At 33.9% G+C, this 23,630-nt stretch carries 23 protein-coding genes; 6 read left to right on the top strand and 17 right to left on the bottom strand.

Features of this window, described 5'->3' with window-relative positions:
• Positions 1 to 113 precede the first annotated feature (113 nt).
• The 11 genes from B3C18_RS23355 to B3C18_RS23405 all read right to left on the bottom strand — a co-directional run bounded on the left by B3C18_RS23355 (position 114) and on the right by B3C18_RS23405 (position 13,749).
• Positions 114 to 3,512, bottom strand: coding sequence for a VIT domain-containing protein (locus B3C18_RS23355; protein ID WP_291152541.1), 3,399 nt, complete (start codon positions 3,510 to 3,512; stop codon positions 114 to 116).
• 218 nt (positions 3,513 to 3,730) lie between these two features.
• Positions 3,731 to 4,813, bottom strand: a complete 1,083-nt coding sequence (locus B3C18_RS23360; protein WP_099709674.1) for a bifunctional 3-deoxy-7-phosphoheptulonate synthase/chorismate mutase type II — start codon at positions 4,811 to 4,813, stop codon at positions 3,731 to 3,733.
• A gap of 12 nt (positions 4,814 to 4,825) precedes the next feature.
• Positions 4,826 to 5,686 carry a prephenate dehydrogenase gene (locus B3C18_RS23365; RefSeq protein WP_291152547.1) on the bottom strand — a complete coding sequence of 287 codons (861 nt, stop codon included), beginning with the start codon at positions 5,684 to 5,686 and terminating at the stop codon, positions 4,826 to 4,828.
• Between the two features lie 137 nt (positions 5,687 to 5,823).
• The gene (locus tag B3C18_RS23370; protein ID WP_291152550.1) at positions 5,824 to 6,969 is read right to left on the bottom strand and encodes a pyridoxal phosphate-dependent aminotransferase; all 1,146 of its coding nucleotides are present in this window, start codon (positions 6,967 to 6,969) and stop codon (positions 5,824 to 5,826) included.
• Between the two features lie 156 nt (positions 6,970 to 7,125).
• Complete coding sequence (locus B3C18_RS23375) at positions 7,126 to 7,953, bottom strand: prephenate dehydratase (protein WP_073485364.1); 828 nt, start codon at positions 7,951 to 7,953, stop codon at positions 7,126 to 7,128.
• 360 nt (positions 7,954 to 8,313) lie between these two features.
• On the bottom strand, positions 8,314 to 8,613 hold the full coding sequence (locus B3C18_RS23380; RefSeq protein ID WP_291152554.1) for a type II toxin-antitoxin system RelE/ParE family toxin: 300 nt from the start codon (positions 8,611 to 8,613) through the stop codon (positions 8,314 to 8,316).
• On the bottom strand, positions 8,614 to 8,820 hold the full coding sequence (locus B3C18_RS23385; protein ID WP_291152557.1) for an addiction module protein: 207 nt from the start codon (positions 8,818 to 8,820) through the stop codon (positions 8,614 to 8,616).
• Positions 8,821 to 8,868: 48 nt separating this feature from the next.
• The gene (locus B3C18_RS23390; protein ID WP_291152559.1) at positions 8,869 to 9,093 is read right to left on the bottom strand and encodes a hypothetical protein; all 225 of its coding nucleotides are present in this window, start codon (positions 9,091 to 9,093) and stop codon (positions 8,869 to 8,871) included.
• A 110-nt stretch (positions 9,094 to 9,203) separates the two neighbouring features.
• Complete coding sequence (locus B3C18_RS23395; protein ID WP_291152561.1) at positions 9,204 to 11,597, bottom strand: ribonucleoside-diphosphate reductase subunit alpha; 2,394 nt, start codon at positions 11,595 to 11,597, stop codon at positions 9,204 to 9,206.
• A 267-nt stretch (positions 11,598 to 11,864) separates the two neighbouring features.
• Positions 11,865 to 12,842, bottom strand: a complete 978-nt coding sequence (locus B3C18_RS23400; RefSeq protein ID WP_053472511.1) for a ribonucleotide-diphosphate reductase subunit beta — start codon at positions 12,840 to 12,842, stop codon at positions 11,865 to 11,867.
• Between the two features lie 337 nt (positions 12,843 to 13,179).
• On the bottom strand, positions 13,180 to 13,749 hold the full coding sequence (locus tag B3C18_RS23405; RefSeq protein ID WP_291152563.1) for a DUF3109 family protein: 570 nt from the start codon (positions 13,747 to 13,749) through the stop codon (positions 13,180 to 13,182).
• A gap of 320 nt (positions 13,750 to 14,069) precedes the next feature.
• Here B3C18_RS23405 and B3C18_RS23410 point away from each other — a divergent pair, with 320 nt between their 5' ends.
• From B3C18_RS23410 to B3C18_RS23420, 3 genes are all read left to right on the top strand, one after another.
• The gene (locus B3C18_RS23410; protein ID WP_053472509.1) at positions 14,070 to 14,648 is read left to right on the top strand and encodes a MarC family protein; all 579 of its coding nucleotides are present in this window, start codon (positions 14,070 to 14,072) and stop codon (positions 14,646 to 14,648) included.
• A 106-nt stretch (positions 14,649 to 14,754) separates the two neighbouring features.
• Positions 14,755 to 14,955 (top strand): hypothetical protein, encoded by a 201-nt coding sequence (locus B3C18_RS23415; protein ID WP_053472508.1) that lies wholly within the window; start codon positions 14,755 to 14,757, stop codon positions 14,953 to 14,955.
• Between the two features lie 3 nt (positions 14,956 to 14,958).
• A complete protein-coding gene (locus tag B3C18_RS23420; RefSeq protein WP_291152567.1) occupies positions 14,959 to 15,564 on the top strand; it encodes an FAD-dependent oxidoreductase in 606 nt (201 codons plus the stop codon).
• Positions 15,565 to 15,670: 106 nt separating this feature from the next.
• On the opposite strand, the gene B3C18_RS23425 is transcribed toward B3C18_RS23420, so the two are convergent.
• From B3C18_RS23425 to B3C18_RS23445, 5 genes are all read right to left on the bottom strand, one after another.
• Positions 15,671 to 15,988, bottom strand: a complete 318-nt coding sequence (locus B3C18_RS23425; protein WP_053472506.1) for a hypothetical protein — start codon at positions 15,986 to 15,988, stop codon at positions 15,671 to 15,673.
• An 88-nt stretch (positions 15,989 to 16,076) separates the two neighbouring features.
• Positions 16,077 to 16,442 carry a nuclear transport factor 2 family protein gene (locus B3C18_RS23430; protein WP_291152569.1) on the bottom strand — a complete coding sequence of 122 codons (366 nt, stop codon included), beginning with the start codon at positions 16,440 to 16,442 and terminating at the stop codon, positions 16,077 to 16,079.
• A gap of 19 nt (positions 16,443 to 16,461) precedes the next feature.
• Positions 16,462 to 18,039 carry a S41 family peptidase gene (locus B3C18_RS23435; protein ID WP_291152572.1) on the bottom strand — a complete coding sequence of 526 codons (1,578 nt, stop codon included), beginning with the start codon at positions 18,037 to 18,039 and terminating at the stop codon, positions 16,462 to 16,464.
• On the bottom strand, positions 18,039 to 18,470 hold the full coding sequence (locus B3C18_RS23440; protein WP_291152575.1) for a deoxycytidylate deaminase: 432 nt from the start codon (positions 18,468 to 18,470) through the stop codon (positions 18,039 to 18,041). The genes B3C18_RS23435 and B3C18_RS23440 overlap by 1 nt, the downstream gene beginning before the upstream one ends.
• A gap of 5 nt (positions 18,471 to 18,475) precedes the next feature.
• Positions 18,476 to 19,069 (bottom strand): HupE/UreJ family protein, encoded by a 594-nt coding sequence (locus tag B3C18_RS23445; protein ID WP_053472502.1) that lies wholly within the window; start codon positions 19,067 to 19,069, stop codon positions 18,476 to 18,478.
• A gap of 169 nt (positions 19,070 to 19,238) precedes the next feature.
• On the opposite strand from B3C18_RS23445, the gene B3C18_RS23450 reads away from it, so the two are divergent.
• The gene (locus B3C18_RS23450) at positions 19,239 to 19,670 is read left to right on the top strand and encodes a TerB family tellurite resistance protein (RefSeq protein WP_073485385.1); all 432 of its coding nucleotides are present in this window, start codon (positions 19,239 to 19,241) and stop codon (positions 19,668 to 19,670) included.
• Between the two features lie 606 nt (positions 19,671 to 20,276).
• Here B3C18_RS23450 and fbp read toward each other — a convergent pair.
• Positions 20,277 to 21,284 carry a class 1 fructose-bisphosphatase gene (gene fbp, locus B3C18_RS23455; RefSeq protein WP_291152578.1) on the bottom strand — a complete coding sequence of 336 codons (1,008 nt, stop codon included), beginning with the start codon at positions 21,282 to 21,284 and terminating at the stop codon, positions 20,277 to 20,279.
• A 250-nt stretch (positions 21,285 to 21,534) separates the two neighbouring features.
• On the opposite strand from fbp, the gene B3C18_RS23460 reads away from it, so the two are divergent.
• Both B3C18_RS23460 and B3C18_RS23465 read left to right on the top strand, forming a co-directional pair.
• The gene (locus B3C18_RS23460; protein WP_291152579.1) at positions 21,535 to 22,029 is read left to right on the top strand and encodes a GNAT family N-acetyltransferase; all 495 of its coding nucleotides are present in this window, start codon (positions 21,535 to 21,537) and stop codon (positions 22,027 to 22,029) included.
• A gap of 292 nt (positions 22,030 to 22,321) precedes the next feature.
• A complete protein-coding gene (locus B3C18_RS23465) occupies positions 22,322 to 23,581 on the top strand; it encodes an aspartate kinase (protein ID WP_291152580.1) in 1,260 nt (419 codons plus the stop codon).
• The last annotated feature ends 49 nt before the right edge of the window (positions 23,582 to 23,630 follow it).

Below are 23,630 nucleotides of genomic sequence, written 5' to 3' on the forward strand. Positions count from 1 at the left end.
ATTTTAGATTGCTCTTAAAACTAAAAATTTTAAAAGGCAAAATTACGTTTTTAGAATTGAACAACGCAACTTCGCCTTTTAAATTTAAAATCTCTAATCTGAATTTATGAATCTTACCAATTGATTTCAGCTAAAACTTCATTCTCTTTAACTTTTCCAAGCTGAATTGTTTTTAAAGTTCTGGATGTTTTTCCAGCCTTAGTTGTATAAATTTCAACCATAATTGTAGCTGGGCCATTTTCAGTTAATTCTGTTTCTCCAAAATAATTGGTTTTAATTTGATATTTCCCTTTCACCGCATTTCGAATTATATATTGTTCCGGGCCATAACCTTCTGTAAAATCTTTAGAAAATCTTCCTCCAATTTGTGTTGAAGTATGGCTGTAGTAACATTCTTCGTTTGTTGGTTCAATAACATGCAAGTCTAAATCGACATCCATTTGGTTCCAGTTCATGATAATTCGAATATCAACCGGCATTTTTGCAAGATATTTTTTATCAAGTTTTCCTGTTTTCAAACCTGAATGTTCTCTCATCAAACGGTTTATATCCATTAAAATAATATCTTCCACACCTTCATACTGGCCGTCCATTTCTCCATAATAATTCACTTCCAAAGCTTTAACTAATTGATCAAAAGATTGCTGATATTTCCCTGCATCTTCCAGCGTCAATGCATAATCTCTTAAACTTTGCGGTTCGTGAGCCCTCCATTTTGCAACTTGTTTTGCTGTAAACACCGCATCATCATAATCTTTCCATTGGCGTAAAGTATAAGTCAGCGTTTTATACAATTGATGGTTTTCTAAACCTAAATCGGCAATATTACTGATAATCAATAATGCTTTTTTAACATCTCCCTGATTGTAGAAAAAATGTGCCACATCAAAATAAAAACTTGGGTTTCTTTCCTGTGCTTTTCTTAATTCTAAATACAAATCGTATTGTTTTTCTTTTGGAGCTTTTGCCAAAGCTTTTAAATACAATCGGTCTGGATTCCAACTTTTTGTTTGGACAACTCCACTATTTGAAGACTGCTTTTTCGTTGTTATTATAATAACTCCATTTGCCCCTTTGCTGCCATAAGCAGCAATTCTCGAAGCATCTTTCAAAACATCTACGGTATCGATATCATCTGACTTTAAATCGGCGAATTCACCCTCATAAAACTGACCATCAACTATAATTAAAGGCTTTTTTGAATCTCCGGCTAAATATCCCTGATCTAGATTTGAATCTTGTGGAATATATTTATTTTTTGAGATGTCTTCTGAAATAGCACCAACAACATCAGATTTTTTTTGAGTTCCATATCCTACTACAACTGTTTCTTCTAATTTAGCAGCATTTGTCTCTCTTTGTATTACTTCACTTCCAACTTTTTTATCTTTTAATTCAGTAATCACCGGCATATCTTCCGTAAATTCTTCTTTTTTCACAACCACAGGTGGGGCAAATTTAACCTGATTAGCTTGAGGTGTAGATGATACAGGAGCAGCATTATATACATTATTATCTTCCTCAATAACCATTGCTGCTGGAGCTGCTCCAATCGGTTCGTCTATTGTTAAAACAGCATCTGGATCTCCTTTTATAGTTTCACTTCCAATTGTTATATCCCCATCTCTGCCTCTTGCCCCTGACGGTGGTGGAGGCGGTGGCGGTAAAACTTGTCCTTTGTGTTTATACTTAGATGCAATTTTCTGTCCTTTATATTTTATATTCTTTTTCCACCAAACATCTAATCCATTAAAATAACTTTCTATATTGTCCCAATTACTTTTTTGCTGAGCCAAATTAGTATCGTGTTCCTGTTTTTTAATTCTGTCAAATTCTGCACGTAATTCTGCCGGTGGAATAATATCATACGAAATATAATCGCGGATATTTTCTAAAACAATCAACGAAGTATTTTTAGTAATGATACCGTACTTTTTGCCCAAAAGTTCAATTTCGTCAGCATTTTTAGCATATTCAAAATCAAGATTTGCTATTTTTTTCTGTGCCCAAAGTTTTTCAATATTTACATCGTTCGTGTTTTGAACCGCACCATCAAGCGAAATTTTTCTTTCTAAAACAGCTTCATTATTATATCCAAATAATAATGTAATCTCATTTTTTGGATTTAAAGAAATTCCCGAAAAACTAAAATTTCCTGAAACCGAAGTTCCTTCTATCGGAAACAAATCAGTTATCGTTAAATTTTCTTTTATTCCTAAAAATTTCAAATTTGTATTTGTCAATTTATCCAAAGCGATTTCAGTATTGATTTGATTTAAATTGATAAAATTGCCGCCAGTCTGCATTGCTGAATAATTCAGAAAAGCAAAATCAGCAGAAACTGAAGAAGTGATAGTATAAATTGTTTTTTTAGTTTTAGGAAGAAGATTTTCACTCAAAGAAGATAGTCCATCAGTAAAAAACAAATACTCAGCCTGACCCGTAAAGTTGAGCTGCGAAAAACGAGTTCCTCCATCGTATTTTGTTTTCTCTAAAACTGCTTTTAAAGCATCCCAATTACCGTTAGAAACAATATATTCTTGTTGTTTATCAAAAGTATAATTCAAAAAGTACACCGTAACTTTTGTGTTTTTTATTTTCTGAAAATACGCATCCAGCAAATTCAATTCTTTCTTTATATCTCTATTTTGACAGCTCAAAGAATTATCCCAAATTAAACCAATCGAAGCTGGTATTTTTTTAACTGTTTTATTTCCTTCGATAAAAGTATTTCCATAAAAGTAATGTTGTCCGCCAACATCCTGCATCAAAATACTTGGAATGCTTTGCTGTATTGGAATTTTAAGTACAATTTTTTCTGCAGGCTGGTAATTTTCTTTTTTAACAGAAGCCTGAAAAGCTTGATTCCATTTTGAAAAGACAATTTCGTTTCCTGAATTTTCAGTAACGGTTGGTGCTGTTGAAGTTCCTAAAACCGAAACATTAATTTCAAACTGATCTAATTTTTTCGGAAAACGACTTACCAATTGATATGCCAGATTATCTTTATCAAAAGCCGAAAGTTCTTCTTCGTAACCAATTATTACGGTTCGTTCTCCATTTGGAATTAAAGGATAAATTCGGGTTCTGAAATTATTTCCATCTACTTTTTCCAACAATCCCGGATCAACACGACGATGTTCAATAGCTTCAAAAACCTGTTTTCCTTTATTTTTATTTACCGGAACGGCTTCTCTCATTTTTCCATTGATATCAATGGCATATCTTGAAACCGAAACATTTTCCGGTAACGGAAAAATAAGTTCTGCTTCCATCTGACGAGTTCCCGAATTAAAAAAGTGCATTTCGGCAGTGGTGTAAGCAATATTCCCAACAACTTTTACATTGACTAAAAGTTTGTTCATTCTCACTTTTTCGGCATCATCACCTTTAACATTTAGTTCAGGGCTTTGTGCAAAAGTTTTTGTTCCTAAAAACAGTACAAAACAAAATAACAATTTGAAGTTCACTTGAAACATTGTTGGCATAAAAACAGTGGTTTTAGATTTCATAACGTGAAAGTTAAGGTTGTATATTGATATAGAGAACAAAAAACATCAAAAGGTTGGGAGAATAATACTTATTTTCAAAAAAAAATCTCCAAAGTCTTGCGACAATGGAGATTATAAAATTTTATCATATAAGTGATATAAGAAAATCTAAGAATTGGATTTGCAAAAATTAAATAAAACTTATAACACTTATATAACTTATATGGTTTTAGAAAAAATTATGCGTTGAAAATCTTCTCTTGGTGACCAATACTTTCCTGGTGAATTGCTTTGAACATTCTCAAAACAAACTCTTCAGTAAGACCTTTTTTCTCACCTTCTAAAATCATTTTTCCTAAAATTTCGTTCCAACGGTTGTTTTGAAGAATCGCTACGTTTGCATCTTTTTTCACCTGACCAATTTCGTCAGCAACTTTCATACGTTTTCCTAATAACTCTAATAAGTTAGCATCAAGTACGTCGATGTTAGCTCTTAGTTTAGTCATTTTTTGGCTGTACTCATCTGTAGTATCATCTGTTTTTCTGATCGTCAAATCTTTGATGATTTGTTTCAAAGCGTCTGGAGTAACTTGTTGCGCAGCATCAGACCAAGCATTGTCTGGATCGTAGTGCGTTTCGATAATCATACCGTCATAGTTCAAATCTAAAGCCTCTTGCGTTACTTCAAAAATCATTTTACGATCTCCTGTAATGTGAGATGGATCGATGATTAATGGTAAATCAGGGAATTTATTTTGCAATTCGATAGCAATCTGCCATTCTGGAATATTTCTGTATTTTGTTTTTTCGTAAGTAGAGAAACCTCTGTGAATAACTCCTAATTTCTCGATTCCAGCCATGTGTAAACGCTCAACACCACCTAACCATAAAGCTAAATCCGGGTTTACTGGGTTTTTAACCAAAACGATTTTATCTGTTCCTTTTAAAGTATCAGCAATTTCCTGAACCGCGAAAGGGTTTGCAGTTGTACGAGCACCAACCCATAAAACGTCAATATCATGTTCTAAAGCCAGTTTACAATGCGCTGCAGTTGCAACTTCAGTTCCCATTAGTAAACCAGTTTCTTTTTTAGCTTTTTGTAACCATTTTAATCCAATTTCCCCAACACCTTCAAATCCTCCTGGACGTGTTCTTGGTTTCCAGATTCCTGCTCTGAATACACTAACTTTTGAATCTTTCAATTCGTGAGCAATTTTCAATACTTGATCTTCCGTTTCTGCACTACATGGTCCAGCTATCACAAGTGGGTGATTTAAATTGAAATCTTCTAACCACTTTCTCATTTCTTTCTTATTTTCCATCTTAATTTTAATTTATTTCTTAGTTGTTGTTAATCCGTTTAATATCTCTTTTATTTTATTTGTGCTTTCCATTTCTTCAAAAATGGCATTGTAATTTTCATCTTTCAACAAATCCCTAAACCGACTGAGATTTGAAATGTATTCTTCTAATGTTTCCAGAACGTGTTCTTTATTTTGCTTAAAAATCGGTGTCCACATGGCTGGCGAACTTTTTGCTAAACGAACCGTACTTTCAAATCCACTTCCCGCCATATCAAAAATATCCTGCTCGTCCTTTTCTTTGTTCATTACTGTTTTACCAAGCATAAACGAACTAATGTGCGACAAATGCGAAACGTAAGCAATATGTTTGTCATGCGAAGTTGGGTCCATATATCGAATCCTCATTCCTATTTCGCTGAAAAGCTTTAACGCCTTTTCCTGCAATTTAAAAGTGGTTTTTTCCACTTCGCAGATAATGTTTGTTTTTCCTTTAAACAAACCTTTTATCGCCGCCGAAGGTCCTGAAAACTCCGTTCCCGCTATTGGATGTGTGGCAATAAAATTTCTTCTTTTCGGATGACTTGCTACTGCTTCGCAAATTGGCTTTTTTGTCGAACCCACTTCAAAAACAATTGTTTTATCTCCAACCGAATCCAAAACTTTAGGCAAAACCGTCAGTGCCACATCCACCGGAACCGAAACGATTACAAAATCAGCTTCAGCTAAATCCTCAAAACTTCCTGCTTCGTCGATAACTCCTAAATCAATGGCTTCCTGCAAATGCTTTTCGTTGCTGTCGATTCCAAAAATTGTCGAATCAGGATGTTGGTCTTTGATATCCAGCACCATCGAACCGCCTATTAATCCTATTCCTATTACGTATACTTTCATACTATTTCTTTAATTTTCAAATCTCGGTTTTTTTATGTGTCACCCTGAGCGAAGTCGAAGGGCTTTCCAATTGGAACGTGGGCTTCGACTTCGCTCAGCCTGACAATCCAAAATCTAAAATCTGATATCTAAAATTTTCAAAATCGATCAATCGCTTCTTGTACTTTTTCCTCTTTCACACACAATGAGAATCTGATATATCCTTCACCATTGCTTCCGAAGATTGTTCCCGGTGTAATGAAAATATGTTTCTCGTATAATATTTCGTCAATGAACTTCTCTGCTGATGCTATTCCTTCCGGAAGTTTTGCCCAAACAAAAAGGCCGACTCCTTCTTTATAAACTTCGCAGCCTAGTTTTTCTGCTAGTTTTTCAGTTAATTCTCTACGGCGTCTGTAAATTTTGTTTTGGTCTTCGAACCAAGATTTATCGCAATTTAAAGCAGCGATTGCACCTTTCTGAATTCCGTAGAACATTCCGCTGTCCATGTTGCTTTTTACTTTTAGGACTGCATCGATAATTTCAGGATTTCCTAAAACCATCCCGACTCTCCAGCCTGCCATGTTGAATGTTTTACTTAATGAATTCAATTCTAAAGCCACTTCTTTTGCACCTTCAACCTGCAATAAACTCATTGGGTTATCATTCAAAACAAAACTGTACGGATTGTCGTTGATCAATAATATATTGTGTTTTTTAGCAAATGCTACCAATTTTTCAAATAACGCTAAACTTCCTCTCGCTCCTGTTGGCATGTGCGGATATCCCAGCCACATAATTTTTACTTTCGAAAGATCTAATTTTTCAAGAGCTTCAAAATCCGGCTCCCATGCATTTTCTTCTTTCAAATCATAATAAACCGGAACTGCCTGAACCAAATTAGTTACCGAAGTATAAGTTGGATAACCCGGATTCGGAATTAAAACGTGATCGCCTTCATTTAAAAAGGCTAACGAAATGTGCATAATTCCTTCTTTTGACCCCATTAATGGTAAAATCTCATTATTCGGATTCACTTCAACACCAAACTGATCTTTATAAAAATCTGCCATCGCCTGCCTCATTTCCGGTAATCCCTGATAGCTTTGATAACCATGTCCGTTTTCGTCTTGAATTGCTGCAGCGACTGCTTCAATTACTGCTTTTGACGGACTCAAATCAGGGCTTCCGATTCCCATATTGATGATCGATTTTCCTTCAGACATCAGCTGACGAACTTCTCTCAATTTTGAGGAGAAGTAGTATTCTTCAACTGTATCTAATCTTTTTGCTGTTGTAATCATTTTTTTTATTGCTTTAGGCTTTAAGCTGTATGCTTTAGACTCTTTTATTCTTTAACTTTTGACTTTCTAACTTTGCGGGCTTCGACTTCGCTCAGCCTGACAATTTATTATTTCAACCCTTTTGGAATTTGGAATTTCAAAAATTGGAATTTCCTTTTAAGGCCTTGTATTTTTATATTCTCCCAACACTTTAAAATATTCTGCCATTATGTTTAATAACGCTTTGGCTTTTGCAAAATCTTCGTATTTCTCGAATGTTACGTCTACGAAGAATGAATATTTCCAAGGTGTTTCGATTTTTGGAAGTGATTGAATTTTTGTCAAATTCAGTTTGCAGTCACTCATTACATTTAAAACCGCTGCTAAACTTCCTCTTTTGTGATCTAATTCAAATTTGACAGATGCTCTGTTGATTTCGTTTTCCGGCAAAAATGAATTTTGCTTTTTGATGATCACGAAACGTGTCATATTGTTTTTTATCGTTTGAATCGCCGGCGCAATAATATCTAAATCGTACATTTCAGAAGCCGTTTCACTTGCAATTGCTGCGATTCCAGTTAATTGTTTTTCCTGAATTCTTCTTGCTGTTTCAGCTGTATCTTTATCCTCAACCAATTTGATATTTGGATATTGTTTCAGGAAATCCATGCATTGCAAAAGTGCCATTGGGTGTGAATGAACTTCTTTTATATCTTCAATTTTCTGACCTTTCAAAGCCATTAAATTCTGCTGAATGTTTAAATAATGCTCTCCAATAATGTGTAAATTATTCTTGTCGATCAAAGCATAATTCGGAATAATTGGCCCGGCAATTGAATTTTCGATCGCCATAACCGCCTGATCTGATTTTCCGGCAATAAGGCTGTCGATCAATTCTTCAAAAGACAAACATTCATCAATATCCACATTTTCAGAGAAATACTCCTTCACAACCTGATGATGAAAAGATCCTTTAATACCTTGTATTGCAATTTTCGTTGTCATATATTCAAAAAAAAATCCTGATTTGCATCAGGATTGTATATTAGTTTTATTTGTCTTAGAAATATTTCTCAAATAACCATAGCACAATCCTGACTTCTACTAAAGAAGAAATAAAAACTGTTGCTAAAATAAAAACGGTTACTTGCCATTTTGTTTGTGTTATTTTGTAAATTCTCTGCGAATGTATAAATTATTTTTACCGCACCAAAAAAAATATTGCATTTTATGAAACAAAAAGGGATTTTTTAACAAATTTAGGCTGATTTGTATGATAATATAAAAATATGGGCTTAAAATGAGATATTTACAATGAGTTATTTGAGATGCTAAGATTCTGAGTTGCTAAGGTTCTGAGATTTTTTAAAGTGCTAATCTTTTAGACCAATTTTTAGGAGAGCGTGAAGTATGAAAAATACCAATTACAATTATTTGATTTTTTTCTACTCTATAATGAATTCCGTAAGGGAATCTTGAAATAAAATGCATTCTTATATTTTTATACTTCTTTTGAAATAAATCAGGATTTCTTAAAATAGAATCAATTCCTGCTTCCAGACAAAGTTCAAAATCATAAGAAAGACCAATTCTTTGTTCTTCATACCAAAGAACAATATCTTCAATATCAAATAAAGCTTCTTTTACAAAATGAAGTCTATACACTTATCGCAAAGATTTTAAATGAGCTTTAACCTCATCCCAAGAATATAATTCTGTTTTTCCTTCTTCTAAATTTTGTATACGAATATCTAATTCCTTTTTTACGTCATCAGAAATTTCCAAATCTTCTTTAGAAACACTGTCCCACAACTGCTCTGCTAAAACAATTTTTTCAGCATTACTATACTTAGATAGGTTTTTGATTTGCATATTATCAGTATTACTAGTATTATAATGTTACAAATTTAATCAAATTAATTAACTTAAAAGTCTACAATTCACACCAAATCTATCCGCTTCTTCAAGAAACTCTCGAGCCACATTTTTATCTTCAATTTCTAAAATTATTATCTGATCTTCTAAAAGCATATCAGCATTTGTTTTAGATTCAAGCAAAGACAAACCAAGCTTTTCATATTGCAATTTAGTCAGAGACACCACCTGCAATCCATATCTCCAACTTTCCATTATTACTTTTGCCATATTAATGTTTTTTTTATATCAAAAAAGCAGTTATCATTACAATAACTGCTTTCTATTAACTACAGAATAAATTTTTTCTCTTTATTCTATTTTCTTTCTTCTAAAAAAAATTAAGATCCGCACATTTCACAATCTTCAGGATCTGCGGCTTGTGCTTTTAAAAGCATTGCTTTATAATCCTCAACACTGATTTCTTCAGTTTCTGCTACTAAAGATGGAGCTGTTTCTTCTTTTTTATCGTTGTTCAATGTGAATTTAATCGCATCTACAGCCGCTTTTGTTCTTAGGTAATACATTCCTGTTTTTAAACCAGACTGCCAAGCATAGAAGTGCATTGACGTCAATTTAGAATAGTTTGCATCCTGCATGAACAAGTTCAACGATTGAGACTGGTCAATGAAATATCCTCTTTGACGAGACATATCGATAATATCTTTCATCGACATTTCCCAAACTGTTTTGTATAGTTCTTTTAAGTCTTGTGGAATCACATCAATATTTTGAACAGATCCGTTATGACGCATAATTTCTTGTTTCAACGTTTCGTTCCACAAACCTAGTTTTACTAAATCTTCTAGTAAATGTTTGTTTACTACGATGAACTCTCCAGACAATACGCGACGTGTGTAAATGTTTGATGTATATGGTTCGAAAGCTTCGTTGTTTCCAAGAATTTGAGAAGTCGAAGCAGTTGGCATTGGCGCCACTAACAATGAGTTACGAACTCCATGTTCTACCACTTCTTTTCTTAATGAAGCCCAGTCCCAACGACCTGATAATTCTTCATCTTTCATCCCCCACATATTGTATTGGAATTCTCCTTTTGACATTGGTGAACCTTCAAATGTTGAATATGGTCCTTCTTCTTTTGCCATTTCCATAGAAGCGGTTACAGCAGCAAAGTATAATGTTTCGAAAATCTCTTGGTTTAATTTTTTAGCTTCATCGCTTGTAAACGGTAAACGCAACATAATAAAAGCATCTGCTAAACCTTGCACACCTAAACCTACCGGACGATGACGCATGTTTGAGTTTTCTGCTTCCTGAACTGGGTAATAGTTTCTGTCGATTACTTTGTTCAGGTTACGAGTTACACGTTTTGTAACATTGTAAAGCGCTTCATGATCAAATTTTCCGTTTTCAATAAACATTGGTAACGAGATGGAAGCCAAGTTACAAACTGCAATTTCATCTTTAGATGTAAATTCCATAATCTCAGTACACAAGTTAGAAGAACGAATTGTTCCTAAATTCTTGTGGTTCGATTTACGGTTTGCCGCATCTTTGTACAACATATATGGTGTTCCGGTTTCGATTTGTGATTCAAGGATTTTCTCCCATAATTCACGAGCACGGATTGTTTTTCTTCCTTTTCCTCTAAATTCATAATCAGTATATAATGCTTCGAATTCATCTCCGTAAACATCATATAATCCCGGACATTCGTTTGGACACATTAAAGTCCAAGTTGTGTCTTCCTGAACACGTTTCATGAATAAATCTGAAGTCCACATCGCGAAGAATAAATCTCTTGCACGCATTTCTTCTTTTCCTGTATTTTTCTTTAAATCTAAGAAATCAAAGATATCAGCATGCCAAGTTTCAATGTAAATCGCAAAACTTCCTTTACGTTTTCCTCCACCTTGATCTACGTAACGAGCTGTATCGTTAAATACTCTCAACATCGGAACAATCCCGTTTGAAGTTCCGTTTGTACCGCGAATATAAGATCCTGTTGCACGAACGTTATGAATAGAAAGTCCAATTCCTCCCGCTGACTGCGAAATTTTTGCTGTTTGTTTTAATGTATCATAAATACCGTCAATACTATCATCCTGCATTGCCAAAAGGAAACAAGAAGACATTTGAGGTTTTGGAGTTCCAGCGTTGAACAACGTTGGCGTTGCGTGCGTGAAGAACTTTTTAGACATTAAATCGTAAGTTTCAATTACTGATTTTAAATCATCTAAGTGAATACCAACAGAAACACGCATCAACATATGTTGTGGTCTTTCTACGATTTTTCCGTTTATTTTAAGAAGGTAAGAACGCTCTAAGGTTTTGAAACCAAAGTAATCGTAATTAAAATCTCTTGTATAAATGATATGAGAATCTAAAAAAGCAGCATTTTCCTGAATCACTTTAAATACGTCATCAGCAATTAATGGTGCATCTTGACCATTTCTTGGATTTACGTAGTGATACATATCTTTCATCGTTTCTGAGAAAGATTTTTTTGTATTTGAATGTAAATTCGAAATCGCCACACGAGCTGCTAATTGTGCATAATCTGGATGAGCAATCGTCATAGATGCCGCAGTTTCTGCCGCAAGATTATCCAATTCAGAAGTAGAAACTCCATCATACAATCCTTCGATAACTCTCATCGCTACCTTAACAGGATCTACAAGCTCATTCAGGCCGTAACACAATTTTTTGATTCTTTCTGTAATCTTGTCAAACATTACAGGCTCTCTGTGTCCATCTCTTTTTACTACATACATAAGCTTACTATTTAAAGTTATTGAATAAATGAAAGTAACTAGAAAACGAATTCCAGTCCTTAAACATTGCGTGTTTTTAAATTATTTTTTGAGAATTACAGGATTCTCAATAGTTGTCCTTTCCCAATTTGAATATCAAACCGAAAAGCCGTTAAAATTGCTATTAAATCTCCGATTTGGGTGATGAGAGATTTAACCTAAAATGTTCTGTAAAAATTAATTCGGGCTTTAGATAAAATTATCCCGAATTAAAAAAATGCTGTTGTTCTAAAAATCTGCGTCAAATGAAATTTTTTGAGCATCGCTGTCTGTGTTCATAACGCCAGATTTTTGATACTCGGCAACACGTTTTTCAAAGAAATTAGTTTTTCCCTGAAGAGAAATCATGTCCATGAAATCGAATGGATTTGCTGATCCATATACGCGCTCGCAACCTAATTCAACCAAAAGTCTATCTGCGACGAACTCCAGGTACTGTGTCATTAAACCTGCATTCATTCCAATTAAACTTACCGGAAGAGATTCTGTTACAAACTGTCTTTCGATATCCAGTGCATCAACAATAATTTCTTTGATTCTGTCTTTTGGTACTTTGTTTACCAAATGGTGATTATGCAAGTGAACTGCAAAATCACAATGTACACCTTCGTCACGAGAAATCAACTCATTAGAAAAAGTTAAACCTGGCATTAAACCACGTTTTTTCAACCAATAAATTGAACAGAAAGCACCTGAGAAAAAGATTCCTTCAACAGCAGCAAAAGCAATAAGTCTTTCAGCAAATGAATCAGACTCGATCCATTTTAAAGCCCATTCTGCTTTTTTAGCAATTGCAGGGAAAACTTCTAAAGCATTAAACAACTCTGCTTTTTCTGCTTCATCTTTCACATAAGTATCTATTAATAGTGAATAGGTCTCACTATGAATATTCTCCATCATGATTTGAAAACCGTAGAAAAATTTTGCCTCAGCATATTGAACTTCATTTACAAAGTTCTCAGCAAGGTTTTCATTTACGATGCCGTCAGAAGCAGCAAAGAATGCTAAAATGTGTTTAATGAAATATCTTTCGTCATCATTAAGTTTATTATTCCAATCTGTCAAGTCCTGGTGCAAATCGATTTCTTCAGCAGTCCAAAAACTAGCTTCCATTTTTTTATACCATTCCCAAATATCATGATGTTTGATAGGAAAAATAACGAAACGATTTTTATTTTCTTGTAAGATTGGCTCTACTTGTGACATGACAAATTTTGTTAAATTTTTATACTGAAACTTTACTAATTCAGTAGACTACAAAGATTGGCAATTATAGCTAAAAATGAAAGTCAAACTTATTCACAATTTGATGTAGTTTTTAACAAAGGCTAAAATTTGAAACATTTTTCATACAATAATTAATTTACTGTAAATGAACGCATTAAATACAACAATTATACCTTGAAGCCCCGTAGAATATAGACTTTTTAATATAAAAAGCAAGAAATTTTAAATTGTTTTAAAAACTTTTTTTTGAGTTAAAACTTTATTTTTTTGAGTCAAAATAAGCCTTCGCAAAAAGGTATTTTTTACACTTTAATTTTTAAGAATTTTTAAGTTCCTGAGCTACCTTTTCAAGTTCTAAATACCAGTCTTCACCAAAACGACGAATCAAGGCTTCTTTCACAAATTTATAAACCGGAACTTCTAATTCTTTTCCTAAAGAGCAGGCATCATCACAAATATCCCATTTGTCATAATTTACCGCAGCAAATTCTGTGAAGTCTTTTACACGAATTGGATAAAGGTGACAAGAAACCGGTTTTTTCCAATCTACGATTCCTTGATTATAAGCCTGCTCGATTCCGCAAAGCGCGGTTTTTCCATCAAAAATAACATACGCACAATCCTTATTATCGATAAGCGGCGTTTCAAGATCGCCGTCGGTTCCTTTTACCCAAGTTCCCTGTGCTTCGATTGCAGCAATTCCTTCTTTTCTTAAAAAAGGTTTCACTTTTGGATAAATTTCTTCTAAGATTTTAGTTTCTGCTTCACTCAAAGGCGCGCCCGCATCTCCATCAACACAACAAGCCCCTTTACAAGCTGACAAGTTGCACACAAATTCTTTTTCCAGAATGTCCTCTGAAACAATAGTTTTCCCTAACTGAAACATGATAATAAAATACGCTAAATTTATAAAGTGCAAAGATAGTCAAAGAAAACGGATAAAAAATTTACCGCAAAGATTCACAAAGGCTTTCACAAAGATTCGCAAAGAATAATTCAGTTTTTACTCTTTTCGCAATTTTAGCTTTGTGAATCTTTGCGAGGAAACTTTGCGATACTCTGCGGCAAAAACAATAATTGTTACAAATATCACTTTTTTAACCACAAAACCATGTTTTTATAACAAAAGTGAATTGTACAGAAAAAACACCTAACTTTATTAACTACTTTAGCAGCAGTTTTTTAAACCCTTAAAATCAAAGCGATATGTTAGATATAGACTTTAAAGAAATCATTACAGTAAGCATGGTACTTTTTGCCGTAATTGATATTGTAGGTTCCATTCCAATTATCGTAAATTTAAGAGCAAAAGTGGGACACATTGAATCTGAAAAAGCTTCGATAGTTGCGGGTATGATTATGATTGTTTTTCTTTTTGTTGGAGAAGGTTTATTGAACTTAATTGGTATTGATGTTCATTCATTTGCCGTTGCCGGTTCTTTTGTATTGTTTTTCCTTGCTTTAGAGATGATTTTAGGAATCCGTATTTATCGTGACGAAGAACCTGGGTCTGCTTCTATTGTGCCCTTGGCTTTTCCGTTAATCGCCGGAGCGGGAACTATGACTACTTTACTTTCTCTTCGATCTCAATTTCATACTATTAATATAATCATTGCGATTTTACTAAATATTATATTGGTTTATGTGGTTTTGAAATCTTCTAAAAAAATCGAAAATTTACTAGGAGAAAACGGACTTGGCGTGGTCCGCAAGACATTTGGGGTGATACTTTTAGCAATTGCTGTTAAATTATTCGCTGCTAATGTTAAAGGTTTGTTTGTCTAAGATTTATTTTTATACTTTTACCCCCATTAAATTTATAAAATACAACTTTAAGTCATTTTTTATTAGAGTTTTACTTTGATATTTTTATACAAACAAAACAACCAATATGAAAATCTTCACTTCAATCTTAGTGCTTTTAGCATTAGCTTTAATTGTGTTTAATATTACGCTATTAGACTTTACAAATCCTTTTCAAGGAGACAGTATGGTAGCTTTTATTGGAATCGCAGCTTCATTTTGCGCCGTGTTGATTCTTTTGATTTTTAGAATTTCAAAAAGAATTGAAGAAAAAACAAACGGTCGATAATATATGTTTGACGTTTTAATTATCGGCGGGGGCGTATCGGGCATGTCTTGTGCCTTAGTTTTGGGTTCTGCTAAAAACAAAGCTTTTGCTACCGACAAAAAAATCGGAATTTTCACGCATCAGAAAAATTCTTCTTTACAAGAGGCAATTTTCTACAATGCTTATGGCATTACACCAGGTAAATTAGGTTCTGAATTACTGGAAGAAAGTACACAGGATTTAGCAGCATCTTATCCGCATATCGAACAGATTGCAAATGAAAAAGTAATTAAAGTAGAAGGTTCTTTCCCTTCGTTTACCGTTATTACTAACAAAAACTCTTATCAAACAAAAAGTATCGTTGTGGGAATTGGTTCTGCCAATACATTTGATATCGAAGGTTTGACACAATATATTGAACCGCATAAAAAGGCACTTCCGGAAAAACAGCGTATTCAGCTTAAAAATGAAGATCATAAAGTTGCTGACGGCATTTATGTTATTGGAACTTTAGCTGGCTGGAGAAGCCAACTAGCGATTGCTGCAGGAAGCGGCGCTGCTGTTGCCACAGATATTCTAACTTTATGGAATAACGGAACACAAACTCACTCGCACGACAGCATTCGATAAAATTATTAAACCATATAAGTTATATAAGTTCATTTAATTCTATACGCAAAGTATAATATGAACTTATATAACTTATATGGTTTAAAAAAATATTTTATGTTTCAGACTACTTTACCGAAACGATCTGTGTTACTTTGATATGGTTTTCGTCGTCTGTTTTCCAGATTTCTCCTTTTAGCGATACTACATCTCCAATTTTTAATTGTTTGTAATTTTGCGGGCCGCCAACGTTTACAATGCTGATGGTTGCAAAATATACTTCTTTTGTATCTGTATTGATTTTTGCTGTGTAACCGTCTTTTCCAGATTCTATTGATTCTACTTTTCCTGAAACAGCACTATTTTTATCATTTTTCATAGTTGTACAAGAGATTACAAAAGTCATTAAAACGACAAGGAAACTTATTCTTTTTAGATTTTTCATATGTTTATTTTAACCGCAAAGCTCGCTAAGATTTACGCAAGGTTCGCTAACTAATATTTTAAGTTAATATTAAATTTCTTTTCAAAATTTATGCCAGCTGAACGCAGCTTCCGGCAATAACTTTTAAATTATCATCAAATTGTTTCCAGACTCTGATATATTTGAAAACGCCATTAATAGGATTATTATCGTAAGTCCCTTTTAATGAAATAGAAACGGCAACTACAGCAGAATCGCCTATAATATTTATAATTTGGTCTGAAGCTTCGAGAGAATCAATTTTCATTTTACCCGAACGATACGAATTCAAATCAAATTCTTTTGTGATAGTTTCTCCAGTTGGTAAATTGAAAAGCAAATCGTCGTGAAGGATTTGTTCTAAAACAGCAACATCAGCATTTTTAATTGCGGTTAAAAGTTCGATTTCGGCATTTACTATTAGATCTATTTTCATCAAATTAGAATTTTAAAGATTATTTCTTCGGATTCAAAATTGTTTTGATCATGGCGTCATCTTTTAAAATAACATCATAATAATACATTTCGCCATATAACTGGCGGGCAAATTCAGCCGTAATGTATCGGTTTACCAATGCTTTGGTTTTATCTAATTTAAGATCTAAACCTGTCAGTAAAATATAGTTTTTAAACTTTTTAAAATAAGCATCAGAGCTTTTCATTTTCTCCAAAAACTCATTGAACTTAAGTCCTGCAAAAGCATTTCGGTTTTTATCTAATTCTTCAAAAACAAAATGACCTACGATTCCGGTTTGAAGTAGATAAGCTACATTTTCGTTTCCGTGCTCTGCTTCCATCGGAACAAAAACATCCGGAACGATTCCGCCGCCGCCGTAAACGATTTTACCTTTTGGCGTTTTAAATTTTAAAGAATCCGCCACTTTTATGCTGTCTTTTGCATACAATTCGCCAGAATTTATTCTTGATTCAGATTCTTTAAAATATTCTTCATTTCCTTTTTTATACGGTTTTTGAATTGATCTTCCCGTTGGCGTGTAATATCTCGCAACGGTTAAACGAACGGCAGATCCGTCGTTAAAATCCATTTCACGCTGTACTAAACCTTTCCCGAAAGAACGACGACCAACAATTGTTCCGCGGTCGCTGTCCTGAATTGCTCCGGCCAGAATTTCACTCGCAGAAGCACTGTTCTCATTAATTAAAACATACACTTTTCCGGTTTCAAAACTTCCGGCTTTTGTGGCGTATGTTTTTTCAGTTGTTCCGTTTTTATTTTTGGTAAAAACAATTAACTGTTTGTCTTTTAAAAATTCATCGGCAATTGCAATCGCTTCTTCCATATAACCGCCGCCATTATCGCGAAGGTCAATTACAAGAGACTGAATGCCTTTTTGTTTTAAACGTGTTAAACCGGTTTTGAATTCGTTAAAAGTAGTTTCGGCAAAACGATTGATTTTGATGTAACCTGTATTATTTCCAATTAATAAAGATGCATCGACACTTTTTATCGGAATAACATCTCTTTTGATTTTAAACTTCAGTTTCTTTTGTTCTGATTTTCTAAAAACGGTCAATTCGATTTCAGAACCTTTGATTCCTTTTAATTTAGAAAATAAACTATCAGATGGCAATCTTCTTCCGTACAATTTGGTTTTTCCGGCATATAAAATCCTATCGCCCGATTTTAATCCTGCTTTCGCAGAAGGCCCGTTTTCGACTGGTTTTATAATCGCAACAGAATCTTTGTACATATAGAAATTGATTCCGATTCCCACGAAATCCCCTTTCATGCTTTCAGCAACTTCGGCTTGTTCGCTTGGCGGAATATAAACAGAATGTGGATCTAATTTTGAGAGTATATTATCGACTGTAAGGTTTACAATCGAATCTGTGTTGACGCTGTCAACATATTCAGTATTGATAAAATCAATCAGTTTATTCAGCTTGGTTTTCGAGTAATTTTTAGCCAAAAGCTGATCATCTGCGGAAGAGTTTGTTAAACTTCCGATTACGATTCCGGTGGCAAGTGTCGCCCCGATAATCATTGGCAGATATTTTGGATTAAATTTCATTATTCTTCTAAAACAGGAATATGTTCGACTTCGACACCTGCTTTTATTAAAAACTGAATTCCCGAGTCATCGCGGTATCCATCTTGGTACACCACTCTTTTTATTCCGGATTGGTGTATTAATTTACTGCATTCTTTGCAAGGCGAAAGTGTAATATATAAGGTTGCACCTTCGCATGACTGCGTTGATCTGGCTACTTTTAGGATTGCATTTGCCTCGGCGTGCAAAACATCCCATCGTGTTAACCCTTCTTCATCTTCGCAGCAATTTTCAAATCCGGACGGCGTTCCGTTGTAGCCATCAGAAATGATCATTCTGTCTTTTACGATAATCGCTCCAACTTGTTTACGCTTGCAGTAGGATAATAAACTCCATTCTTTAGCGATTCGCAAATAAGCTTTATCGTATTTATTTAATTTTTTTACTTCCATTTATTTTATCTGTTCCAAATTGGACTTTCAATAATCATCGGAATTACAACTCCAATAATAAAAGCTGACATTACCAGTGCCCAATCGCGTTTTGAAAAACGAAATACTGTTTGTACAATATAGGAGATTACCAAAACTACAAAAACAACTACCAGCTGCGCGGCTTCAATTCCTAAAGCAAATTCTCCTAAAGGCAATAATTTTGAACTTGCCGATCCTCCTAAAATTGTTTTAAAATAGTTTGAGAATCCTAGTCCGTGTATAATTCCAAAGAACAAAGTCACAAAAAATACCACATTTACGCCGTCATTTTTAGTTGCTTTTCCTGCAGTAAAAAGATGGTACAATGCCGTGATTAAAATCGTAATTGGGATTAAAAATTCAACGATATTTACTTTTATGGCAATTATTCCGAAAACAGAAAGTATAAGGGCTAAAGTGTGACCGATTGTGAAAACGGAAACCAAAAGCAAAATACGTTTCCAGTCTTTAAAGGAATACGGAACAGTTAATGCAATTAAAAAAAGAACGTGATCGTAAGCGTTGATATCTAATACATGCTTTAATCCTATTTGAAAATAAATCCAAAATTGCGACATACGGGTAATACTATTAAATGATTAGGGGTTGTAAACTTACGATTTATTTTGAAGAATTTACGATGCGGATTCTTAAAACAACAAGTAAAAATAAGTTAAATTTATGAGAAATTTAAAATTGTCAAATTAAAATAAGATTTATCTTTGCGTGATAAAAAACTTTATAATTATGTCATTTTCAGATTTATTCGATAGCGAATTCAAGCAAAGAAACAAAGGTCATTTTTCAGCTATTGTTCGTGTAGCATTAGCAGACGGAATAGTTCACCCTGAAGAAAAAAGTTTCTTGGATAAATTAGCTTCGCGTTTAGAAATTTCAGAGTCAGAGTACGAAGAAATTTTAAACGATCCTTTAAAATATCCAATCAATCCTCCTTACTTGCACGTACAGCGTTTAGAGCGTTTATACGATTTAACGAGGATGGTGCACGTAGATCACCATTTAGAAGATCAACAAGAAGTAATGCTAAGAAAATTAGGAATTGCTTTAGGTTTCACGCCAAGTAACGTAAATTATATTATTGCTAAAGCATTGTCTTTAGTTGATAAAAAAGTAGATGCTGATACTTTTGTATACGAAATGCAGCACATGCATAAATAGTATTTAGTTTGCTGTTTCTGTTGAAACTTCAAATTTATATCAAATTATAAACCCGACAGATTTTGAAAATCTGTCGGGTTTGCTTTTTTAGTCAAAAGCATACCTGTAAATGCAAATTTGGTTTTGCTTAATTTCGAAATGATTAATGTTATATATTTCTTCATTCAACTGGACTGAAGTCCAGCCCTACAATATAATTCGTTCCTTCGGAACTTTAGATGAGCCTTTGGCTCGATCCATATTGTAGGGCCGGACTTTAGTCCGGTTTGATATGTGAGAATGCGAAAAATTTTAAACCCGACAGGTTTTGAAAATCTGTCGGTTTGCTTTTTTTAGCCAAAAACATACTTGTAAATGCAAATTTGGTTTTGCTTAATCTCGAAATGATTAATGTTATATATTATTTCATTCAACTGGACTGAAGTCCAGCCCTACAATATAATTCGGTCCTTCGGAACTTTAAAAGAGCCTTTGGCTCGATCCATATTGTAGGGCCGGACTTTAGTCCGGTTTGACATGTGAGAATACGAAAAATTATAAACCCGACAGGTTTTAAAAACCTGTCGGGTTTGCTATATCTGAAAACTGCGACTGAAAACTGAAAACTTACTCAGCAGTCGCCATAAACTCCTCCGCTTTTTCTACCATATTATAGCTTCCGCAGAAAAACGGAACTCTTTGGTGCAATTCTGTCGGCTGGATTTCCATAATTCTTCCAAAACCGTCTGTTGCTTTTCCTCCTGCTTGTTCTGCCAAAAATGCCATTGGATTACATTCATATAATAAACGTAATTTCCCTTTTGGTGCTTTTGAACTTGTTGGATAAAGATAAATTCCGCCTTTAATCATATTTCGATGAAAATCGGCCACTAAACTTCCTATATATCTTGAAGTATAAGGTCGGTCTTCTTCTTCACGCTGACAATATTTGATGTAGTTTTTTACTCCCTGTGGAAAATGGATATAGTTTCCTTCGTTTACCGAATAGATACTTCCGTCTTTTGGAAATTTCATATTAGGATGCGAAAGGTAAAATGTACCAATTGCAGGATTTAATGTAAATCCGTTTACGCCATAACCGGTTGTATAAACCAGCATTGTCGAAGTTCCGTAAATTACATAACCTGCCGCAACCTGATTAACTCCCGGCTGTAAAAAATCTTCGATTGTTACCGGAGTTCCTATTGGTGTAATTCTTCTAAAAACAGAAAAAATAGTTCCTACCGAAACATTCACATCAATGTTTGAAGATCCGTCAAGCGGATCCATTAAGATCACGTACTTATTATTATGACTGTTGTCGCTCCCCTGAACAGTTATAAAATCGTCGTTTTCTTCAGAAGCAATACCACAGACAATCTCACGGTTTATTAACGTCTGGATAAATACTTCGTTTGCATAGACATCTAATTTTTGCTGGTCTTCTCCCTGAATATTCTGCTCGCCTGCGGCGCCAATAATATCCACCAATCCAGCTTGATTTACTTTGTGATTGACAACCTTTGCTGCCAAACGAATTGAGTTGATAATCCGGGAAAGCTCTCCCGACGAATACTGAAATGCTTTTTGGTTCTCAATAATAAACTCTCCCAGTGTTTTATTGCGTTCTTCCATTGCTATATCGTTATAGTTTTAATTTTAAGTCACAAATATCGCTTATTTTGTGAGAATGATTTAAAAATTATTTTGTTAGTTTGCTACTATTGTATATTTGCTAATTAAAGACAAAAAGAATGCAGTAAATACATTTTTTTTTGGCTAATATGCAGTTAATAATAAGAATAAATGAATTGCTTCTAAAGAAAGTCTGCTTTGAATAGTTTTAAAATGCAAGGCAGTTTTATGGAGCGCAAATAAGTAAATTATGAATATTAGAAAAGGAAATCCTGAGGACATGAAATCAGTTTTGGGGTTAATTCAGGAGCTGGCAATATTCGAAAAAGAACCTGATGCTGTAGTCATTACAGAGGAAGATTTAGTACGTGACGGATTTGGAGAAAAACCGCTTTTTCAGGTTTTTGTAGCTGAGATTGATTCAAACGAAACTGAAACAGGAAAAGAAATAGTGGGAATTGCCTTGTTCTATTACCGCTACTCGACCTGGAAAGGAAAAACAATACACCTTGAGGATTTAATTGTAAAGGAAAAAATGCGCGGTACCGGTTTAGGATCTGCACTTTATGCCGAAATAATGAAACAGGGAAAAAGAGACAATGTTAGAAGAGTTGAATGGAATGTTTTAGACTGGAATACTCCGGCTGTTAATTTCTATAAGAATTCTGGCGCGCGAATTCTTGATGGCTGGCAGGTTGTTCAAATGGATGAAACAGGAATTAATTCGTTCTTAGAAAAATTATAAAAATTTATTTTGCCACAGATTATTAGGATTAAAAGGATTTTCAAATCTGTGTCAAGGTTGCCACGAATTACACGAATTAGCACGAATTAATTAGTGGAAATTCGTGTAATTCGTGGCAAAAAAAGACGCATTGCAGTGCGTCTAATCCAATTGAAATTTAAAAAACAGCCATAGTTTAAAGGATTAAAAAGATTAAAAATCCTTTCTAATTGAAATAATCTGTGGCAAAAAAATAAAAGAATACCAGATTTCATTCAATCTGAAATCTAAAATTAAAAATCTAAAATTAAAAATGAGAGTATTTAAATTTGGTGGTGCATCGGTAAAAGATGCTGAAGGAATTAAAAACGTATACGACGTTTTACAAAAAGTGGGTTATGAAGATGTGATTTTGGTCGTTTCGGCAATGGGGAAAACCACAAATGCTCTTGAGGTTGTAATCAAGAATTATTTTGAGAAATCGGCAGAGTTGAATTCATCTGTACAAGAAATAAAAAAATATCACAATCAAATATTATTAGATTTATTTGATGATGAAAAAAATGCAGTTTTTGCTGCGGTTAATGAGCAGTTTTTAGAATTAGAGTATTTCTTGGCGCATAATAAATCGCCAAACTATAATTTCGTTTACGATCAGGTTGTAAGTTTTGGAGAATTGATTTCTACCAATATTCTAAGTCATTATATGAATTTTAGAGGAATTCAAACGCAATGGCTTGATGTTCGTAATTTCATTAAAACAAATGCAAACTACAGAGATGCTGAAGTTGACTGGGAAACTACACAACAAAACATCAGCAAAAATGTACCAAGAAAACAACTAAATATTACACAGGGATTTTTAGGTGCTGATGAAAATAATTTCACTACTACTCTAGGCCGTGAAGGTTCTGATTATACTGCGGGAATTTTTGCTTATTGCTTAAATGCAGAAAGTGTTACAATCTGGAAAGACGTTCCGGGAGTTATGAATGCTGACCCGCGTTATTTTGAAAATGCAAGTTTGCTTAACCAGATTTCGTATCGTGAAGCAATCGAATTAGCATTTTACGGAGCAACGGTTATTCACCCAAAAACATTACAGCCGTTACAGAAAAAAGAAATTCCGTTATACGTAAAATCATTTATCAACCCATTATTAAAAGGAACTTGTGTTTCAAAAGGTGTTGATTTAGAGCCGCAATATCCTTGTTTTATTGTAAAAAGAGAACAGCTTTTAATTTCGCTTTCATCTATTGATTTCTCTTTTATTATGGAAGAAAACATTAGTGAGATTTTTGGTTTATTCCACGAATTCAAAATCAAAGTAAACCTGATTCAGAACTCTGCAATTAGTTTTTCTGTTTGTGTAGAAGATAAATTCGGAAACTTCAATGAATTGAATGCGATTCTTTCTAAAAAATTCAAAGTAGATTACAGCGAAAATGTAACACTTTATACGATTCGTCACTTTACAGAAAATGCTGCACAAACGGTTGAAGAAAACAAAGAAGTTTTATTGAAACAAGTAAGCCGCGAAACCATGCAGATTGTTACTAAAGAACTAAATTAATACTTGATAAAAAAGGTAATTATTAAAATTCAGATATGTTTTGAAAAGG

It is taken from the genome of Flavobacterium sp. UBA7680 (assembly GCF_002482975.1).
Taxonomy (GTDB): domain Bacteria; phylum Bacteroidota; class Bacteroidia; order Flavobacteriales; family Flavobacteriaceae; genus Flavobacterium.

What these genes read in the sequence shown, in the direction of transcription:
- B3C18_RS23355 (WP_291152541.1), bottom strand. Translation starts at nt 3,512, where the DNA reads ATGAAATCTAAAACCACTGTTTTTATGCCAACAATGTTTCAAGTGAAC.
- B3C18_RS23360 (WP_099709674.1), bottom strand. Translation starts at nt 4,813, where the DNA reads ATGGAAAATAAGAAAGAAATGAGAAAGTGGTTAGAAGATTTCAATTTA.
- B3C18_RS23365 (WP_291152547.1), bottom strand. Translation starts at nt 5,686, where the DNA reads ATGAAAGTATACGTAATAGGAATAGGATTAATAGGCGGTTCGATGGTG.
- B3C18_RS23370 (WP_291152550.1), bottom strand. Translation starts at nt 6,969, where the DNA reads ATGATTACAACAGCAAAAAGATTAGATACAGTTGAAGAATACTACTTC.
- B3C18_RS23375 (WP_073485364.1), bottom strand. Translation starts at nt 7,953, where the DNA reads ATGACAACGAAAATTGCAATACAAGGTATTAAAGGATCTTTTCATCAT.
- B3C18_RS23385 (WP_291152557.1), bottom strand. Translation starts at nt 8,820, where the DNA reads ATGCAAATCAAAAACCTATCTAAGTATAGTAATGCTGAAAAAATTGTT.
- B3C18_RS23390 (WP_291152559.1), bottom strand. Translation starts at nt 9,093, where the DNA reads ATGGCAAAAGTAATAATGGAAAGTTGGAGATATGGATTGCAGGTGGTG.
- B3C18_RS23395 (WP_291152561.1), bottom strand. Translation starts at nt 11,597, where the DNA reads ATGTATGTAGTAAAAAGAGATGGACACAGAGAGCCTGTAATGTTTGAC.
- B3C18_RS23400 (WP_053472511.1), bottom strand. Translation starts at nt 12,842, where the DNA reads ATGTCACAAGTAGAGCCAATCTTACAAGAAAATAAAAATCGTTTCGTT.
- B3C18_RS23405 (WP_291152563.1), bottom strand. Translation starts at nt 13,749, where the DNA reads ATGTTTCAGTTAGGGAAAACTATTGTTTCAGAGGACATTCTGGAAAAA.
- B3C18_RS23410 (WP_053472509.1), top strand. Translation starts at nt 14,070, where the DNA reads ATGTTAGATATAGACTTTAAAGAAATCATTACAGTAAGCATGGTACTT.
- B3C18_RS23415 (WP_053472508.1), top strand. Translation starts at nt 14,755, where the DNA reads ATGAAAATCTTCACTTCAATCTTAGTGCTTTTAGCATTAGCTTTAATT.
- B3C18_RS23420 (WP_291152567.1), top strand. Translation starts at nt 14,959, where the DNA reads ATGTTTGACGTTTTAATTATCGGCGGGGGCGTATCGGGCATGTCTTGT.
- B3C18_RS23425 (WP_053472506.1), bottom strand. Translation starts at nt 15,988, where the DNA reads ATGAAAAATCTAAAAAGAATAAGTTTCCTTGTCGTTTTAATGACTTTT.
- B3C18_RS23430 (WP_291152569.1), bottom strand. Translation starts at nt 16,442, where the DNA reads ATGAAAATAGATCTAATAGTAAATGCCGAAATCGAACTTTTAACCGCA.
- B3C18_RS23435 (WP_291152572.1), bottom strand. Translation starts at nt 18,039, where the DNA reads ATGAAATTTAATCCAAAATATCTGCCAATGATTATCGGGGCGACACTT.
- B3C18_RS23440 (WP_291152575.1), bottom strand. Translation starts at nt 18,470, where the DNA reads ATGGAAGTAAAAAAATTAAATAAATACGATAAAGCTTATTTGCGAATC.
- B3C18_RS23445 (WP_053472502.1), bottom strand. Translation starts at nt 19,069, where the DNA reads ATGTCGCAATTTTGGATTTATTTTCAAATAGGATTAAAGCATGTATTA.
- B3C18_RS23450 (WP_073485385.1), top strand. Translation starts at nt 19,239, where the DNA reads ATGTCATTTTCAGATTTATTCGATAGCGAATTCAAGCAAAGAAACAAA.
- fbp (WP_291152578.1), bottom strand. Translation starts at nt 21,284, where the DNA reads ATGGAAGAACGCAATAAAACACTGGGAGAGTTTATTATTGAGAACCAA.
- B3C18_RS23460 (WP_291152579.1), top strand. Translation starts at nt 21,535, where the DNA reads ATGAATATTAGAAAAGGAAATCCTGAGGACATGAAATCAGTTTTGGGG.
- B3C18_RS23465 (WP_291152580.1), top strand. Translation starts at nt 22,322, where the DNA reads ATGAGAGTATTTAAATTTGGTGGTGCATCGGTAAAAGATGCTGAAGGA.